The sequence below is a fragment of the Bacillus sp. LSHTCR4 genome, assembly GCF_057197025.1.
In genome coordinates this window covers 469179-486571 of record NZ_JBXUNO010000003.1, presented here as the reverse complement: position 1 = coordinate 486571, position 17393 = coordinate 469179, and the positions used below count along the sequence as shown (strand labels likewise).

The 17393-nt window shown below is 32.4% G+C and carries 14 protein-coding genes and 1 pseudogene; 5 read left to right on the top strand and 10 right to left on the bottom strand.

Annotated elements, in window-relative coordinates:
• Positions 1 to 156: 156 nt before the first annotated feature.
• Positions 157 to 1029, top strand: coding sequence for a TetR/AcrR family transcriptional regulator (locus tag AC2CGR_RS21965; protein WP_131101211.1), 873 nt, complete (start codon positions 157 to 159; stop codon positions 1027 to 1029).
• A 29-nt stretch (positions 1030 to 1058) separates the two neighbouring features.
• Here AC2CGR_RS21965 and AC2CGR_RS21960 read toward each other — a convergent pair whose 3' ends face one another.
• The gene (locus AC2CGR_RS21960; protein WP_087968516.1) at positions 1059 to 2030 is read right to left on the bottom strand and encodes a glycosyltransferase family 2 protein; all 972 of its coding nucleotides are present in this window, start codon (positions 2028 to 2030) and stop codon (positions 1059 to 1061) included.
• A gap of 36 nt (positions 2031 to 2066) precedes the next feature.
• On the bottom strand, positions 2067 to 2450 hold the full coding sequence (locus AC2CGR_RS21955; RefSeq protein ID WP_087968515.1) for a GtrA family protein: 384 nt from the start codon (positions 2448 to 2450) through the stop codon (positions 2067 to 2069).
• Between the two features lie 304 nt (positions 2451 to 2754).
• On the opposite strand from AC2CGR_RS21955, the gene AC2CGR_RS21950 reads away from it, so the two are divergent.
• A complete protein-coding gene (locus AC2CGR_RS21950; protein ID WP_061687857.1) occupies positions 2755 to 4194 on the top strand; it encodes a glycosyltransferase family protein in 1440 nt (479 codons plus the stop codon).
• Between the two features lie 59 nt (positions 4195 to 4253).
• Here the strand turns inward: AC2CGR_RS21950 and AC2CGR_RS21945 are convergent, their stop codons facing one another.
• The 5 genes from AC2CGR_RS21945 to AC2CGR_RS21925 all read right to left on the bottom strand — a co-directional run bounded on the left by AC2CGR_RS21945 (position 4254) and on the right by AC2CGR_RS21925 (position 10754).
• Positions 4254 to 5711 carry an ArnT family glycosyltransferase gene (locus AC2CGR_RS21945; RefSeq protein ID WP_131101209.1) on the bottom strand — a complete coding sequence of 486 codons (1458 nt, stop codon included), beginning with the start codon at positions 5709 to 5711 and terminating at the stop codon, positions 4254 to 4256.
• 91 nt (positions 5712 to 5802) lie between these two features.
• Positions 5803 to 7356: an ABC-F family ATP-binding cassette domain-containing protein gene (locus tag AC2CGR_RS21940; protein ID WP_000055390.1), complete on the bottom strand. Its 1554-nt coding sequence runs from the start codon at positions 7354 to 7356 to the stop codon at positions 5803 to 5805.
• Between the two features lie 195 nt (positions 7357 to 7551).
• Positions 7552 to 8373 (bottom strand): glycosyltransferase family 2 protein, encoded by an 822-nt coding sequence (locus AC2CGR_RS21935; protein ID WP_087968514.1) that lies wholly within the window; start codon positions 8371 to 8373, stop codon positions 7552 to 7554.
• Positions 8374 to 8401: 28 nt separating this feature from the next.
• Complete coding sequence (locus AC2CGR_RS21930) at positions 8402 to 9856, bottom strand: oligosaccharide flippase family protein (protein ID WP_087968513.1); 1455 nt, start codon at positions 9854 to 9856, stop codon at positions 8402 to 8404.
• Between the two features lie 385 nt (positions 9857 to 10241).
• Positions 10242 to 10754, bottom strand: a complete 513-nt coding sequence (locus AC2CGR_RS21925) for an acyl-CoA thioesterase (RefSeq protein ID WP_000412133.1) — start codon at positions 10752 to 10754, stop codon at positions 10242 to 10244.
• Between the two features lie 313 nt (positions 10755 to 11067).
• Between AC2CGR_RS21925 and AC2CGR_RS21920 the strand changes: the two genes are divergently transcribed.
• A complete protein-coding gene (locus tag AC2CGR_RS21920; RefSeq protein WP_087968512.1) occupies positions 11068 to 12381 on the top strand; it encodes an ArnT family glycosyltransferase in 1314 nt (437 codons plus the stop codon).
• A gap of 89 nt (positions 12382 to 12470) precedes the next feature.
• Here AC2CGR_RS21920 and AC2CGR_RS21915 read toward each other — a convergent pair whose 3' ends face one another.
• From AC2CGR_RS21915 to AC2CGR_RS21905, 3 genes and pseudogenes are all read right to left on the bottom strand, one after another.
• On the bottom strand, positions 12471 to 13277 hold the full coding sequence (locus AC2CGR_RS21915) for a methyl-accepting chemotaxis protein (RefSeq protein WP_481748783.1): 807 nt from the start codon (positions 13275 to 13277) through the stop codon (positions 12471 to 12473).
• Positions 13275 to 13652, bottom strand: a pseudogene (locus AC2CGR_RS21910) (protoglobin family protein); the annotation flags it as partial. The gene AC2CGR_RS21915 and the pseudogene AC2CGR_RS21910, both read right to left, overlap by 3 nt.
• Before the next feature lie 250 nt (positions 13653 to 13902).
• A complete protein-coding gene (locus AC2CGR_RS21905; RefSeq protein WP_000924376.1) occupies positions 13903 to 14535 on the bottom strand; it encodes a trimeric intracellular cation channel family protein in 633 nt (210 codons plus the stop codon).
• Positions 14536 to 14806: 271 nt separating this feature from the next.
• On the opposite strand from AC2CGR_RS21905, the gene AC2CGR_RS21900 reads away from it, so the two are divergent.
• A complete protein-coding gene (locus AC2CGR_RS21900) occupies positions 14807 to 16207 on the top strand; it encodes an O-antigen ligase family protein (protein WP_087968510.1) in 1401 nt (466 codons plus the stop codon).
• 78 nt (positions 16208 to 16285) lie between these two features.
• Complete coding sequence (locus AC2CGR_RS21895; protein WP_484481141.1) at positions 16286 to 17386, top strand: glycosyltransferase family 4 protein; 1101 nt, start codon at positions 16286 to 16288, stop codon at positions 17384 to 17386.
• The last annotated feature ends 7 nt before the right edge of the window (positions 17387 to 17393 follow it).

Sequence of the window (17393 nt, the reverse complement as noted above, 5' to 3'; positions counted from 1 at the left end):
TCAGTCTAATACATAATATAACTGACTGATTGGTCAGCCGTCAATGAAAAGGGATGGTATAATAAAGTGAAACTTTAATCAGTGGGAATTTACGATCTGTAAATAGTGAGATGTATTTATTATAAGATGCGAGATTACATTTAGGAGAGACGGGATATGAAAGAAAAAGAGCGCTTAATTATAGAGATGGCTATGAAGTTATTTGCGACTAAGGGTGTAAATGCGACATCAGTACAGGAAATTGTGACGGCTTGTGGCATATCTAAGGGAGCCTTTTATTTATACTTTAAATCGAAAGAGGAACTTTTATTAGCGACACTTCGATATTACTATGACAAGATTCAAAATAAAATGATGGATATTGAAAAAGAGTCGTTATTGCCACGTGACAAATTTTCAAAACAATTGCATTGCCAGTTTAATGATATACAAAAGCATAAAGAATTCATTATTATGCATGCAAGGGAAAATGCTATTCCATTTAATAAAGAAGTAGAAGAATTTATGATGCGTATGAAGTTAGAGTCTCACGCATTTTATCGGAACAGTTTACTGTCAATTTATGGTGATAAGGTTATGCCATATTTATTAGATTTAGTCATTATGGTAGAAGGCATATGCCGTGGATATTTAGAGCTAATTATTTTGCAAGCGCCAGAAATGGACTTATCTTACGTCTCTGCGTTTATTTTGAAAAGAGTAGACGATTTAGTAGATGGATTGGTAGAATCTTCAGAAGAACCTGTGTTACATGAAGAAAAGCTTGGAGAATTTCTTTGTAAATCAGAGCTTATTAAGGAGCAGGTTAAGGAACATTTTTTAAAAGAAATTATTGTGTTTAAACGTACATTAGCGGATCAATTAGAAGATGAGGAATTGCTTGTTACATTAGATGTTTTGGAGGCAGAAATGAGGATGCAAAATCCAAGAATTCCAGTTATCCAAGGGATGTTGTTTAATTTAGAGGCATATCCAGCTTTAAAAGAGTTTCGTTTGAGGCTTATGGGCTATTACAATATAAAAAGGTAACAATGATAGTTTTCATTGTTACCTTTTTATTATGCATTCACTTTTTCCTTTTTCGGTGCAGTCTCTTCTTCATCAATGTTGATTGTTTCTTTTACGATATAAATCGGACGGTTTTTACTTTCGTCATAAATGCGAGCAATATACTGGCCAACGATTCCAAGACCAAGTAATTGAATACCGCTAAAGAATGTAATAGCAACCATAATAGATGCCCAACCTGTTTGCGTACCATTGCCGATAATTTTCACAGTGATTGTATATAGTAGAACAATTATTGAAATGAGGACTGATAATAAGCCTAAAGTCATCACGATACGTAACGGCTTTGTTGAAAATGCAATAATGCCATCAGATGCAAATTTAATCATTTTCTTTAATGGATATTTTGTTTCACCAGCAAAGCGCTCGTCGCGTTCATATTCAACATACGTTTGGCGGAAGCCAACCCAAGACATCATACCGCGGATGAAGCGATTTCGCTCAGTCATTTGATTGAAAACATCAGCTATTTTGCGATCGATGATTCGGAAATCACCAGTATCTTTTGGGATATCGATATCAGACATGTAGTTTAAGAATTTATAGAAATATTTAGCTGTTAAAAGTTTGAACCAAGTTTCACCTTTACGTTGCTTACGTTTTGCATAAACAACTTCATATCCTTCTTCCCATTTTGCAATAAGTTCAGGAATAACTTCAGGTGGATCCTGTAAGTCTGCATCTATAATTACAATAGCGTCACCTTTTGCAGCAGCAATACCAGCTGTAACAGCTACTTGGTGACCAAAGTTACGTGCGAAATTAACGATTTTTGTACGGTAATCATTTGCTGCAATCTCAGACAAGATTTCCATTGTACGATCTGTACTACCGTCGTTTACAAAGACAAACTCGTAATTAATGTTATTTTGAAGCATAACGGACTTTAAACGGTTATAACATTCCTGTGCTACTTCTTCCTCGAAGTACATAGGAACTACAACCGAAATTAATTTTTGCATGTTGTATCCTCCGTATTTTTAATAAGTTGTTCAAATTTAATTAGTAGCCTTTTCAGTTTGGTTGAATGTCCAAATTTTATTAAGGACAAAATTTATAACCATTCCGACACCGATTGCAAAAATCTGTGCAATTAGCGCATTAAAGGTAAATTTATTTACTAATATAAATAAACATAATGTATTAAAAGCCAATACAATTAAGTTTACAGTTAGAAATTTAAAGAACATTGACGAGCTTTTATTATTAGGTTTAAACACCCAATTTTTATTCCAATAGTAGCTATTGGCAACACCAATTAAATAGGCAATGGTATTCGCAATAAGGTAGTTCATCCCAAATTTCAATAATATCCAAAAGCTAATGATTGTAATGAGTGTATTAAAGATCCCTACTAAACCAAACTTTAAGAGTTTCTCCATAGATAGTATCCTCAACTTTATAAAATGTATAAACAAAACAGGAAATGTAGAATGGTTAATTGTACATAACAACTATCAATTATAGCATAATTTATGCTAAGATGTTATATGTTTTGGGTGGATATCATTTTAGTATATAGAATAAATCTGTCAATAATAAAAATGTTTATTTTAAATTGGTATACTTGGAAATATAAAAGCAAACATGGAAATCATGGTAATATTAATGTATAGTAGCTGGTAGTGTAATTTTTTTAGGAAATATAATGTTTTCCCATATAAATATGTTAAGGAGTGAGTTTTTTTGGAACGTTTTTCTGGATTGTTTTCAACTTTTTCTACACGTGCCATATACGGCATTTATAGCTTTTTCGTTGCAATATTAATTTTTGATTATTTTTCAGATACTCAAAAATATAATTATGTAATGATATTAGTTGGAGTTTTATTATTATGTACAATTGGAAACTTTATACTTAGTAGTGGATCGCTATATCTTGAAAAGGTAAATGAAAAAATATGTTTTTTTGTACTACTAATTATTTGTTTAGCAGTGAAAACTGCATGGATTGTTACATATAAGATTGATCCGATTGGTGATTATGAAGCCTTTTTCAATACTGCAAAAGCATTAGGTGATAACTTTGTTATTCATGATAGATATGTTGCATTATTTCCACATATTTTTGGTTATGCTTCATTCTTAAGTATCTTCCTAAAAATATTTGGGGCAAACTTTATGATTCCGCCAATTATTAATGTTATTTTAACTACAATTTCAATGGGATTAATATATTTTATAGCTAGACGAATTGGTGGAGTGAGAACAGCGATAACAGCAAGTGTTTTATGGATTCTCTTGCCATCACAAACGATGTATAACATGTTTGCACTTTCAGAACCGTTGTATTGTACAGTACTGTTATTAGCCTGGGCAATTATGATAATTGTTTATGATAAAATTGAAAAGATGACGATTGCAAAGATTCTTATGTATTCAATTCTATTAGCTGCATTACTTGTATTAATAAATATGGCAAGACCAATTGCAGCAGTGCCAATTATAGCCTTAGCGATATGGATGTTTATTATAGATACAAAGCATATCGGGAATAAAAAGCTACTTATTAATAAGGTGGCATATGTAGGGGTTATCATTATTGGATACTTAATGATGTCTTCGGCGGCAAATCATTATGTAACATTACGTTTAGGTGAAGAGATAGCAACAGTGCCGGGATACAATATTCATGTAGGATTTAATAAGGGAGCCTCAGGAACATGGAATCCAGGAGATTCAGCGTTACTATATCATTATAGTGGTCAACCTGGATGGAGTGCTCAGGACGTTCAAAAGCAAATGCTTGAAGAAGCGAAAAAGAGAATCAAAAACGATGATATAGATTTCGGGAAACTAATGTATGATAAATTTATTATCTTTTTAGGTAATGATGATCAAGCTGTTAAATATGCAGATCCAATTATGGACCATAAAGTACGCTATACTATAATTTCTAATGTTTTCTATTACTTTTTACTAGTTACTTCACTGTTCGGAGCATTAGTAGCTATAAAAAATAAAAATAAATCTTCACTTTTAATTATTTGTTTATATGTGATTGGGCTAACAATGGCACAAATGATAGTAGAAGTAGCACCGAGATATCATTATTCGGCTACAATACCTATGATCTTTTTAGCTGCCTTTGGTATTAAACATATTTACAATAAAAAAAGAATATAAATAAAAAGGCGTAAGCTCGGTATTGCACCGAGCTTACGCCTTTTTTATTTAGCCTTATTTTATATTTTTGTGGCCTTTCTTTTAGACATAAGATGATAAATTACATATAATCCATAACCTTGGATGATTGTAAAGCTAGGGATGATAAAGTATCGATATCTCGTTTGATATTCGATTAAGAAGTGAATCGTTATATAACCAATTATTAATAATAAAAATAGTGTGTAATGTGTGTTATTTTGCTTAGTTAATATGAGATAAAGAGTTGCTAACGTAGCAAATAACATCGTTGTAATATATATATACTTGTCGTATGTCTTAAGATCATCTTGTAAGGTAACCATATCACTCTCTGTGTTACTTAGTGTTGCCAGGCTCCATACTGGGGCGGAATCATAATCTGCCCACATAATCGTGAATTTATCACCAAATAAAGATAAAACCTTTTCTGGATCAGCTAGTCGCTCTTGAATTAATTTCTTCTCAACAGCTTCTCGTTCTTTTCCAAGCTTAAAGGACATAACATATTCTACATCTGATGAAGAATATCCACCTCTTGTTTCGTGATTAAGTCCTACTGTGAATTTCCAGAGAGGATCCCGGTTAGATAGCGGATATTGTGTAATTCCGGCAGATATAAATGAAGAGCTTATAATGTAATGAACAAGATAAAAAACGATGAAAATCCCAGACAGTTTTTTTATAGAAGTTAAAATATCCTGTTTTGATTTTCCTAATATACCTTGTAAAAAGACATAAAGAGCTACTGCAATCAAAACGAAAGCGCCAAGTGGACGCATAATATCTCCTAAGGCTAGGGAGACTCCTATAAAAATCCACATATATTTATGGGTTAGGCCTTTTGTAATTAATAAGTAAAATCCAAGATAAAATAGGAATGTGGCAATGTGTTGATTTGTTAGTAATGAGGTCAATACAATGCTAGGGATATATAATGCATATAGTAATCCAGCCATTCTTCCAGCCCATTCATTGAAAACATATGAAGTTATTTTGTAAACTAGCCATGTTGTTCCTGTGCAATACATTATATTTAAAAGTTTTAGAAGGAAAGGCCCTTCACCGAATAACTTAATAATGAAAGCTTGGTACATTGTAAAGCCAAGTTGATAAACCCATGAAGTATAATAGTCATCTTGTGCAAAACTAAAGTCGCCTTTAGTAGCTTGAATAGCACTATTGTACATCACTGAAAAATCTGATTCGATAGGAGTGGGAACGTTGAGAACCCAAATTAATCGAACAGAAAAAGCTAAAACAATAAGTGAAACGGTAAATATAAATGTAGACATATACTTATTAGAAATATAGCCAATAAGCAAAAATAGAAGACCTATTAAAATAATAATCGCGATTATAATAAAGGAATGCGTGTCGGTTTTTTCTTGAATTATGCCTATTGATTGCCACGTTATAGCAGCAGAAATAATTAGACATAGTACTAATAAGCACTTTACAAAAAACGTATTAAGCTTTAGGGGAAATGTGCGTTGCATGAATAAAAACTCCTTATCAAATTGCATGGTTATTTTAAAATGAAATCCCTTTACACATTAAATATGAGTGTAAAGGGATGTTGTTAGGGGATTAAGAATTTTCTTGGGCCCATTTCTCTACATCCCAAGTTTTTGTTACCCAATCTTCATAAAAATCAGGTTCGTGGCATACAAGAAGAATGGTTCCTTTGTATGCTTTCATCGCCTTTTTCAGTTCTTCTTTTGCTGTAACATCAAGGTGGTTTGTTGGCTCATCAAAGAGTAACCAGTTACTTTCTTCACCCATTAGTTTACATAAACGAACTTTTGCTTGTTCGCCACCACTTAATTGGTTCAGTGGACGAGAGATATGTTCATTCTTTAAACCACATTTTGCTAACATTGCACGGATTTGATGTTGGTCTAAGCTAGGGAATGTATTCCAAACATCATCAATTGGTGTTATGTTATCAGCTTTTACTTCTTGCTCGAAGTATGATGGATTTAAGAAGTCACCAAGACTTGTTTTTCCGCTTAATGGTTTAATCTTACCTAAAATTGTTTTTAACAGTGTTGATTTACCGACACCGTTACATCCGACAATTGCAATTTTTTCGCCACGTTCAATTGTCATTGTTAATTTCGGTAATAACGGATGTGTATATCCGATCTCCACATTTTCCCCTTCGAAGACAAATCGACTACTTGCACGACTTTCTTTAAAGGAGAACTCAGGCTTAATAGCTGTTTCAGGACGATCGATACGCTCCATACGATCAAGTTGTTTTTGACGGCTCTTTGCACGTCCTGTCGTTGAGTAACGAGCTTTATTTTTTGCGATAAAGTCTTCTTGTTTTTTAATAAATTCTCTCTGCTTTTCATAGGCGTTGATATGTTGATTTTTATTGATTTCTGCTAACTCTAAGAATTTTTCATATGTTGCTGTATAACGCGTCATTTTTGTGAATTCTAGATGGAAAATAACATCAACACATTTATTCATAAACTCCGTATCATGGGAAATCAATAGGAAAGCATGTGGGTATTCTTTTAAATAATTTGTTAACCAATGAATATGTTCAACGTCTAAATAGTTGGTAGGCTCATCTAATAGTAGTACTTCTGGTTGCTCAAGTAGTAACTTTGCAAGTAATACTTTTGTACGTTGTCCACCACTTAATGCTGCAACATCACGATCTAGCCCGATTGCATCAATCCCAAGACCACGCGCTGCTTCTTCAATTTTAATATCTAATAAATAGAAGCCACCTGCTTCAAGAGCATCTTGAATTTCTGCCATTTGCTCAAGAAGTTCCTCTAATTCTTCCGGTGTAGCAGTTCCCATTTTTTCTGTAACTTCATTTAAAGCTTTTTCTTTTTCAAATAAAGGTAAAAACGCATCTGCTAATACATCACGAATCGTGCGGCCAGGTGTTAAAATAGTATGCTGGTCTAAGTAACCGTAATTTGTACCAGGTGTCCATTCAACGCGACCTTCGTCATGGATAAGCTGACCAGTAATTATATTCATAAATGTTGATTTACCAACGCCGTTTGCTCCAACTAATCCAACGTGTTCTCCTGCAAGTAAGCGCATGGATACGTCTTTAAATAATGTACGATCACCAAATGTATGGCCTAATTTTTCAACAGTTAATAAGCTCATAATGTCCTCCGTTCATTTCTAAATAGTGTCTTGAATCATGATACTAAATTCTTGGATAGAATGCTATCATTTCCAAAATATATAATGTAATTGAATAGTAGGGTATGCGATTACAAAAGGATGACGGATTGCTGTGATGCGAGAGAAATAAAAATAAGGTGTAACCATTTCATATAAGTGGTTACACCTTATTTTTTATTTTAAATATCCACGAACAATTCCTCGTAAGCGATTTGCATGGAATTTGCGCTTATCATTAGAAATATTTTGTGTCATACGGAATGTTGCGGCAGCGACAGCACGCAAGAAATAAGGGAATCCATAGTGTAAGCGAATAACCCGACCAAAACCACCAGCATAAGAAATGGCACGTTTTAATGATTGTTCATTAATAACTTCCTCTTTTACAGGATGGTATACGAACAGGTCTTTTCTAAATAAACCAGTATAATTTTGTTTCATACCGCGTAGTACAAAATCAGTTTCTTCACCAGCTCCATAAATCGTTCCAGAACCAACACCTAAGTCTTCATCAAATGTACCTACATCTTGTACAAATTGCTTTGTGAAGAATAGTGTGAAAGAAGGTCCCATGAATCCATACTTATTATTTAAAATAATGTCTGTATTCGGTGCGTGTATTAAAGAACCCGTTCCTTCGACATTTGTCGTATTTGTTGAGATGAAATGAACATCTTTATTAGAGTTGAAAGTTTCTAATATGCTTTCTAAAACGTTTGTTTCATAAATACAATCATCATCTGGAAAAGCGATGAAGTCGCCATCTGCTACTTTTAAACCTGCATTGCGAGCTCTCGATAGTCCTTTAATAGGTGTATAGATGTAATTAATAGAAAATTTATCTTTATATTCATCAAATAAATCAGAGATTGGCGTATCATTTTGATCTACTACGATCAGTTCAAAGTTTTTGTAAGTTTGTTGTTCAAGTGATTTTAGTAAGTCAAGAATATCATCACGTCTGCCACAAGTAGCCATGATTAAAGAAAATTTCAAGTTTAACAGCTCCTTTTAGAGATTGCGTTTAAGCTTTTTTGAATCGTGCTAGTATCTTTTCAAGTAGTGAAAAGAGAATTTCATCCTTTGTTATAAAGAGGATAAGGGCATACGTTAATCCACAAGTTATTATTACTAGAATAACTTGTAGTATTTGTCCAGATACAATCATATCAATAACGAATGCTATCGGTATAAATGTTAATGAATAAAATAGATATTTAAGTTTTTGTATATCGAATAACGTATAATTCACTTTTAGTTTCTTTTTCACATAAATATATTCAAATGTGATTAAGAAACAATTCGCAATTGTTGTTGTGAAAATCGCTGTTGTTGGTGTAAGTACATGGAAGAATATGAGCGCAATATTAGATGCCAAGTTGATAAATCCGCAAATGAATAAAAATCGCACTAAAATGCTTTCTTTCTTTTTCACATAAATAATTTGATTCGATAAAATGGACTCAATACCAACTGTAATCATATAGAAGGCGAAAACAATTAATGTATTACCAGCCGCAGCAAAATCTTGTCCACCGTAAATGACAACAGCTCCATGAGCAATGAGCATTAAACCGATTGCAGCAGGGAATAGGGTAATGAAATATACTTTTGAAATTTTATTTAGTAAAGATTCATACTCCATTTCAGATGCATTTCCTGATAAGTAAGACAGTCTTGGAACGGTTACTTGTACAACACTTAACATAAGTGTATTAATAATCATCATAATTTGAAAAGCCATTACGTAATATGCGACTTCTTCCTTTCCAACATATACTCCTAAAACAAGACGATCTAATTGAGTATATAAAATATTAGCATTTGAAAAAATCAAGACTAATAGTAACGGTTTTAAATGAGGAATAATCGTTAAGTCGGAAAAATCAAATTTCACTTGGCGTTTCACATATATAAAGCTAATAGAGTGGTTTAAAAATGTTGATAATACTAATAAACCAGCATATGTTTTGTAATCGTCAACCCCATGAATCAAAGAGAAAAGAAGTACGACATAGATTAATCGAACGATAACTGTTTTTTTAGTGATAAAGTCATAATTTTCATATGCCTCATTGAACCATTCTACATAAAACATGTTAGATATAAAATTAAAACCGAAAATAAGAAGAACAGGAAATAGACTTTGATGTCCATATCCAATATAACTAAAGAGCATAAAGCCTGATAAAGCCAAAATACTAGTTGTGAAGTTAATTACATAAAGACTTGTAAATAACTTAGAAACTTTCTTTTTATCGTTTTTAATTAAGCTAATTTCACGTAAACCATATTGATATACACCAAATACGGCGAACACGAAGAAGTAATTGAAAAAAGTTTCAGCAAGATTAACGGTTCCGATTGAAGTTGCTCCTAACGTTCGATATGCGTAAGGGCCAACTAAAATTGGAAGGATAATATTAAACGTATTGAGCAGTATTTTATAAAAAATATTTGAAGCAATTGATTTCTGCATAATTTCACCTTTCCATTAAAATAATCCAATTTAATTAAAATACTTGCTATGTCATAGTAAGGTTTTTTAACTACAGTTAATTCTTTCAATATAATGAAGTGTAAGGTGTTTTCTACACGATTTACAAATCCTTAAATTGTTTTGTTAATCACCCGTATAAGTGTACCCTACATAAACTTTGTAAAGCAACTATTGATAGGATAGAACCGTATTATAAATGAGATTTTATCAATTAGAAAAAGTTAATAGCGAACGGATATGTATAAAAATATTACATAGTATGTGTGAAAAGGAGTAATGGTTGTATGAAGGTGGGAAGTTGTTTATAAAAAATGAGCGAATACATGATTGTTATTCGCTCAGAAGATGTCTTAATGGTGAAGGCCTACATACTCCAAGGTTTACTTAAAGTTAGAACTTCAGCCATTTCCTTGCTTTTTACACGCCCTTTTTTTCTACTTTCTGCACGTTCAGCACCAGTTGTGTGTAGCCAATGTTCTTCTTCCGTTTCGGGTAATACTTGTGGAACAGAAGAAGGTTTTCCATCTTTTAATGCAACGAATGTAATGAAACATGTTGCGGCTATTCTACGTTCCCCTGCTAATAAATTCTCTGCAATTACTTTTACGAACACTTCCATTGAAGATTTTCCTGTATAACATACGAATGCTTCGTAACAAACAGAATCAGCTTGGTGAATTGGAGTTAAAAAATCAACAGAATCGATAGATGCTGTTACGCAATGTTTACGACTATGCCTTGCAGCTGCAATTGAAGCGATGCTATCAATTTCTGCTAATAATTTTCCTCCGAAAAGTGTTTGATGATTATTTAAATCATTCGGAAAAACACGTGTTGTTTTAATTGCTTTGGATTCTCGCATGAATTTCTTTTCCATATGGTCAGCCCCTATTTTCTGTTTTCAATCAGAATGACATGTCTTGTAAGTGGAGTACAAAAATATTAAAAATCTATAGATATTTAAATGAAGTAAAGAATTCCAGAAGAGAGTTAGCAAAACTTCTGTATTTGTATTCATGTAACTGAAAGAAAATTTATCATATATAAAATGTAGTGTAAAAGAGGATTCGCTTACATTGCAAGTGAAAAAATTAGGACTCTGTATTTGTCATAGAAATTCCCTATCAGCTGTGCACCTATTCATGATAGAATCGTTTTGTTATGAATGGAAATAGAGGTGCAATGGAAATATGAATCATATACAAACAAATTTTTCGTCTTTTTTCAGTAAAATAATGATTGGTGCGATGCTCGCATTTTTTGTTTATAGTTGTTGGTCTGCATTTGAAGTAAGTAAACAATTTTTTGGAGACAGTACAACAAGTGTAACAATCGTATTGGTTATTTTCGTTATTCTCATGCTGTTAGTGGCATCGATTTTACAGTATCGTTTTACAGATAAACAATTTCTTGGTTTTCTTATTGGTACATCTATAGTCGTGAGACTTAGTATGGTTTTATTTGTAGACGTTCCGATAATCGGTGATATGAAAGCTATGTTTGAGTCTGCAAAGCAGGTTGCAATTGGTAATAGCGTAGAGAATGTAACGCAGTTACCTTTTATTATTTATGAATCCATTATCATTCGTATATTTGGCGATACAGTATTCGCATTACAGTTATTTAATATTTTATTTTGCACAGGGACTGCATTTTTCATTTATCGTATTGCAGCAATGGTTTTTGGAGAAGAATGTGGCCGTATTGCGTCTGTATTTTACGTTTTATATATACCAAATATATTTATGAGTTCCTTATTAACATCAGAATCGCTCGCCATATTTTTATTTTATTTGGCTTGTTACATACTTTTATATAAAGGTTTAGATCATCCTTATATGTGGGTGCTTTCAGCAATTTTATTTGCATGTAGTAATATGATTTTTCCAATGGGGTTATTTCTTCCTATTTTTATTGCTATATACGTGTTGGTAATTGAATTCTTTCAATCGGCAATGAAGCAAAAGGTATTATTAAAGATGATAGGGATACTTATTCTATTTTATAGTGCTCATTTTGGAGTGAGTTATGGAATTCAGACAATGGGAATGTCACAATATACGCTTTCAAACGAAACGTATGTGCAATCTGTTTTAATTGGAAAAGGTAAAAATGAGGAAAAAATAACTAAGAATCAAAGCGTAACAGAACATATTGATCAAAAGGTAAAAGAGATGGAAGAAGAAAGATTTAAACTTTTAAAACCAGTAACTAATCAATTCTCAGATGAAGGAATACATTCTATTCTATTTAAATGTGAAAAACTTATATATATAGCGGTAACATTGTTTATGTCTATCGCCTTATTACACTTTCTTATTAAGAAACAACAAAACGAAGGATATATGTTGTTCTTATTGTTAATTAGCGGATACGTATTGGTAAGACTCTTCCAAGTCGATATGGCATATTATAGTCTTATTGTGCCGGCATTGTTTATTTTGCAAAGCTTTGGTGTTTATATGAGCTATGTGTATTGTCAAAAAATATTCTTCAGAAAATAAAAAGAATCCAAATTGGATTCTTTTTTTATGGATGGAAGATGAAGACTAAGAGTCAGCAGAGAGAAAGAATCTCTACTGATATAATCGCTCTATCGGTTCAGTTCCAGTTGTAAACTATCAGCTGTTAGAGCCATTTTTGAGGAATCATCTTGAATTCCTTTCATTACTTGTGAAATGGTTTCTAATTCATTTTCAATTTTTTTATTCTGTTCTTTTGAGTTAGACATGTCTTTTACAATTTCTTGGAAGTATTGATCTGTTGCAGACATACCATCCGTTCCTTCAGATACGAGGGAGCTAATTTGTTTCACCGAAGAAGAGACACGAATAATTTGTTCATTTGTTTTTTCAACGAGCTTTGTAACGTTGAATATAGATTCTTTCGTTTGCTCTGATAACTTTCGAATTTCTCCAGCTACAACAGAAAATCCCTTGCCAAACTCCCCAGCACGTGCAGATTCAATAGCAGCATTTAGTGCAAGTAGATTTGTTTGCTCTGCAATTGATTTTACAATATCTATAATTTCGTTAATTTTGTTAGAAATATCGAGAAGTTCATGAGTATCTGTAATAATCGTTTCCATGTTCGCTTGAATGTATTCCATTCGTTTATTTTGCTGATTTAATTGTTCCTTACCTTTATTCGCTTTTTCTTCTGATGTTGTAGCTAATGATGTACCTGTTTTGGCAATTTCTACAATAGTTTCAGATTTAGCGGTTAACTGTTGAATAGAAGCGCTCGTTTTTTCAGATACAGAGGCTAATTCTGTTGCAATATGTGTAATGGTCATAGCTGTTAGTTTTTTTTCTTTTTCAAGTTCTTTTTGCATTCTTTCATATTCAGATTCATAGGCCGCAAGAACGAGTTCTTGTTCAAGGGTGAATAATTTGTTTATTACGTTTATAGAATAAGAAAAATCGTCAATTGTTGTAATTTTCGTTTTTAAAATCTTCATGATAGAGCGGAATAATTCTTGATAAGCAGCTGTATACCATTTTCTATGTAAACCAATTTGTACGTGTCTTTTGGCAATTCTAACACGTTGTTCAATAAAATCTTCGTGCATATCTCCGCTGAATAATTCTTTTATATGTGTTTTTAAAGTTTGCTTTAATTTTGGAACGGAGCTATAACGTTCAATAATAGTAATTAGATTAGGCTGTTTTGTAATGTTGGCATAGAATTTTTCCGTAATCCAATCAATTTCTTCATAAATAAAGGGCTGTAGTACCTTTACGATTTGTAAATCTTCTTTCGAAATATGTAGCATATCCATTTGAATCTTCAGTTCAGAATTAGTAGGCACGTTAAAAGTGATTTGTTGATCCTTACTTAATTCAAGTATACTGGCGTTTGTTTTATTTGTATGTTTTTTAAAAACCCCAAGCATTGTTCTTCCCCCTGTATGTAAAGCGTTTTCATTTTTTGGTTACAATATAATTATATATTTTTATATACAATTACTCTACATTAGTGTGTAGAATAGTATATAAATTAAGAGAATTCTATGTAGAATTCTCTTAATGGCCTTTATTAATTTTAGCATGTGTTTTAAAGAAAACTGGGAAATGTACATTATATATTACAGTGACAACACGAATAATGAATGTTACTAATAAACAAACATAGAAAGCTAATACGTGTGCCCCCATTGCATATGTGATTAGGAAACTAATTGCTCCTAAAATAGAAGCGATTGCGTAAATCTCTTTTCGGAAGACGTAGGGGATATCTTGAGCGCAAATGTCACGCAAAATACCGCCTCCAATACCTGTAATGACTCCCATTGAAACGACTAGAAACGAGGCGTCAACATGATGTGACATTGCCGCATTTGCACCAATAGCTGTAAAAACCCCTAAGCCAACAGCATCAGAAAGCATAATAACGACTTGCAGTTTATTGATACGTTCAAAAAACATACAAGTAAATAGTGCTGATAGTACACTTACGAAAAAGTAAATAGGTTTAACAAATGCGACAGGAGGCAGGTTACCGATCATAATATCACGAATAATACCGCCGCCGAGCGCAGTAGCTACAGCTAAACAAAGGACACCGAATAAATCTAAATCTTTTTTTAAACCAACTAATGTACCAGAAATAGCAGCGGCGATAATGCCAAGAAACGTAAATATGTCGATTAATAACATTGCTGTAATCCCTTCCTCCTAAAGATGTTCCAGAGAAAAAATATACACTAAAGTTATGTAAATAACAATGCATTTTCGTTACATGTAGAAAAAAAGAAAAAATGAGGAAAGAAAGCGCTTGAAAATACAAATAATCTTTTTTTGAAAGGTAAGGTTGGGGTAGAAATGTGAGGCGTTTAATTAAAAAATATATGTTATAATAAATATTTGAGATGAGAAAAAAATATTAACTGTATAGATTGAAATTAGGTAATAGTTATGGAGGTTCTAGATGTTAAGCGAAAATAGTAAAAGTAATAAATTTGAAAATTTTCTACTAATCTTTATTTTGTTGCAACCAATTTTAGATTTGCTTACAGCGTTCTGTATCATGGTTTTAAAAATTGATACGACCATTGGAGTTATTACACGCTTATTCGTTATGTTCCTAAGCGGGATATATATTTTAATTCAAACGAAGAAACAAGGAAATATAAAATATATATTGTATATAATCTTAGTAGGAATAGTCTTTACTATCGGATTGGTAAATAATAAGCTTACAAAAAATCCTATGGTACTTACAGAAGAAATTAAGTTTATAGCAAAAGCTTTATATCCGTTTGTTATGCTTACTTGTTATGTGTTTGTGTTTAAGTCTTTAAAAGAAAAAAGTCATTCGAAAATGCTTAACTATATTACGTATGCATCGCTAATTATAGGAGTAGTAATGGTAGCTTCGATTACTACTGGCACAGATTATAATAGTTATGAATGGGTAAAGTTAGGATCACGCGGTTGGTTTTATGCAGGTAATGAGCTAGGATCTATTTTAGCTATCATGTGTCCAATTGTTATTTTATACTCAATTGAAAAAACAAAAAGTATAGGTAAAGCGTACTATTGGATTCCTTCAATTTTAGTTGTTTATTCACTATTTGCAATTGGGACAAAGGTTGGCGTAGGAGCAATCTTTGGATCAATGGCTATCGCAGTTGTTATGTGCTTTATTCAAGCATTTACACAACGTAAAGATGGAAAGAAACATGCCTATTTATTAAATGGTTTTCTTGCAATGACTGTATTTGTAGGCATATTGGCATATACACCTTTTTCACCATTTATGAAAAATATGGGATTCCATTTCCAATTAATTGAACAAGAACAGAGTGCGAAAAAGGAAGAGAAAAAGAAGGAGGAAGCTAAAGAACACAAACCTCCTGTGACAGAACAAGAAAAAGAAAAAGAGAAAGAAAAAGAAAAAGTAGCGGAGAAAAAAGAAGAAACGCAAGCGCTTATTTTTAGTGGGCGTCAACTATTTGAACAAATGTATAAAGATTTCTATAATGAAGCCCCAATGTCTCAAAAATTATTAGGAATGGGTTATGCAGGTAACTATAAAGAACAGCCGAAATTAATTGAACGTGACTTCCATGATTGGTTCTATTCTTTCGGAATCATAGGGTTCATTTTACTTGTAATTCCATTCTTATACTTTGGTATTAAATTTATTGCATGTATATTTACTAAATTTAAACAAATATTTACTGTGAAATATGCAATGGTAATTGCAGCGATACTTCTCGGATTAGGTATCTCATTCATAGCTGGTCATATTTTAATGGCACCTGGAGTGAGTTTCTACTTAGTAGTAATCATGGCATATTTAATAGTTGACCTGGAAATTGAATGATAGAAAAATAAAAGCTAGCATATGTTAGCTTTTATTTTGTTATAGTAAATAAAAAGAAAAAAATGGGGGATGTAAGAAATGAAAGTGTTGCATATGAATGCTGGTGCAGAAGAAGGTGGGGGGAAAACACATATTATTTCACTTTTATCTCAATTTTCAAAGGAAGAAGTGGAATTAATGGTATTTGAAGAAGGTGCGATTGCTAGAGAGGCGAGAAACCTTGGTATTCAAGTGCATGTTTTTACCCAATCATCTCGGTACGACCTATCAATTCTTTCAAAAATAAAAGCATTTATTAATGAAAATCAATTTGACATTGTGCATACACATGGCGCACGAGCAAATTTCTATCTCTCCCTCTTGAAAAAAGGTATAAAAGCAAAATGGATAATGACTGTCCACAGTGATCCAACTTTGGATTTTATGAAGAGGGGATTAAAAGGATGGATATTTACGAAATTAAATTTACGTTCTTTCAGGAAGGTAGATTTGTTCTTTGCAATTACGGAGAACTTTAAGAGAAACATAATAAAACTAGGTGTACCAGAAGAGAAGATTTGTACGGTTTATAATGGAATTGAGTATGATTGTAATCCCGCAAAACCTTATGATAAGAGTAAATTTGGCATCGATGAAGGAGTATTTACAGCCATTCAAGTAGCACGTCTTCATCCTGTTAAAGGTCATGATATTTTATTTGAAGCGTTACAAAAAATTAAAATTCCAAATATAAAGGTACTCTTGCTTGGTGATGGTCCTATAGAAGCAGAATTAAAAGAGATGGTGAAACAAAAGGGCTTAGAGGATAAAGTAATGTTTCTAGGTTTTCGTACAGATTCAAAAGAATTATATGCATCTGCACACATTAATTTGTTAACCTCTTATAGCGAAAGTTTCCCTCTTGTTTTATTAGAAGCGGCTAATCAACGCTTAACCTCTATTGCAACAAATGTAGGCGATATGAAAAAGTTAATAGTTGATGATACGTATGGATGGATTGTACCGATTGGTGATGCAGACTCGTTAACGAATGCATTAGCAAATGCTTATGAAAAATGGTTGAATGGTGAATTAGAAGCGATGGGAAATCGTTTATATAATCACGCATCTACTCATTTCTCGCTAAAGAATTTGTATGAAGATACTTATAATGCATATAAAAAACTTTTACTGAAATAGAGAGGAT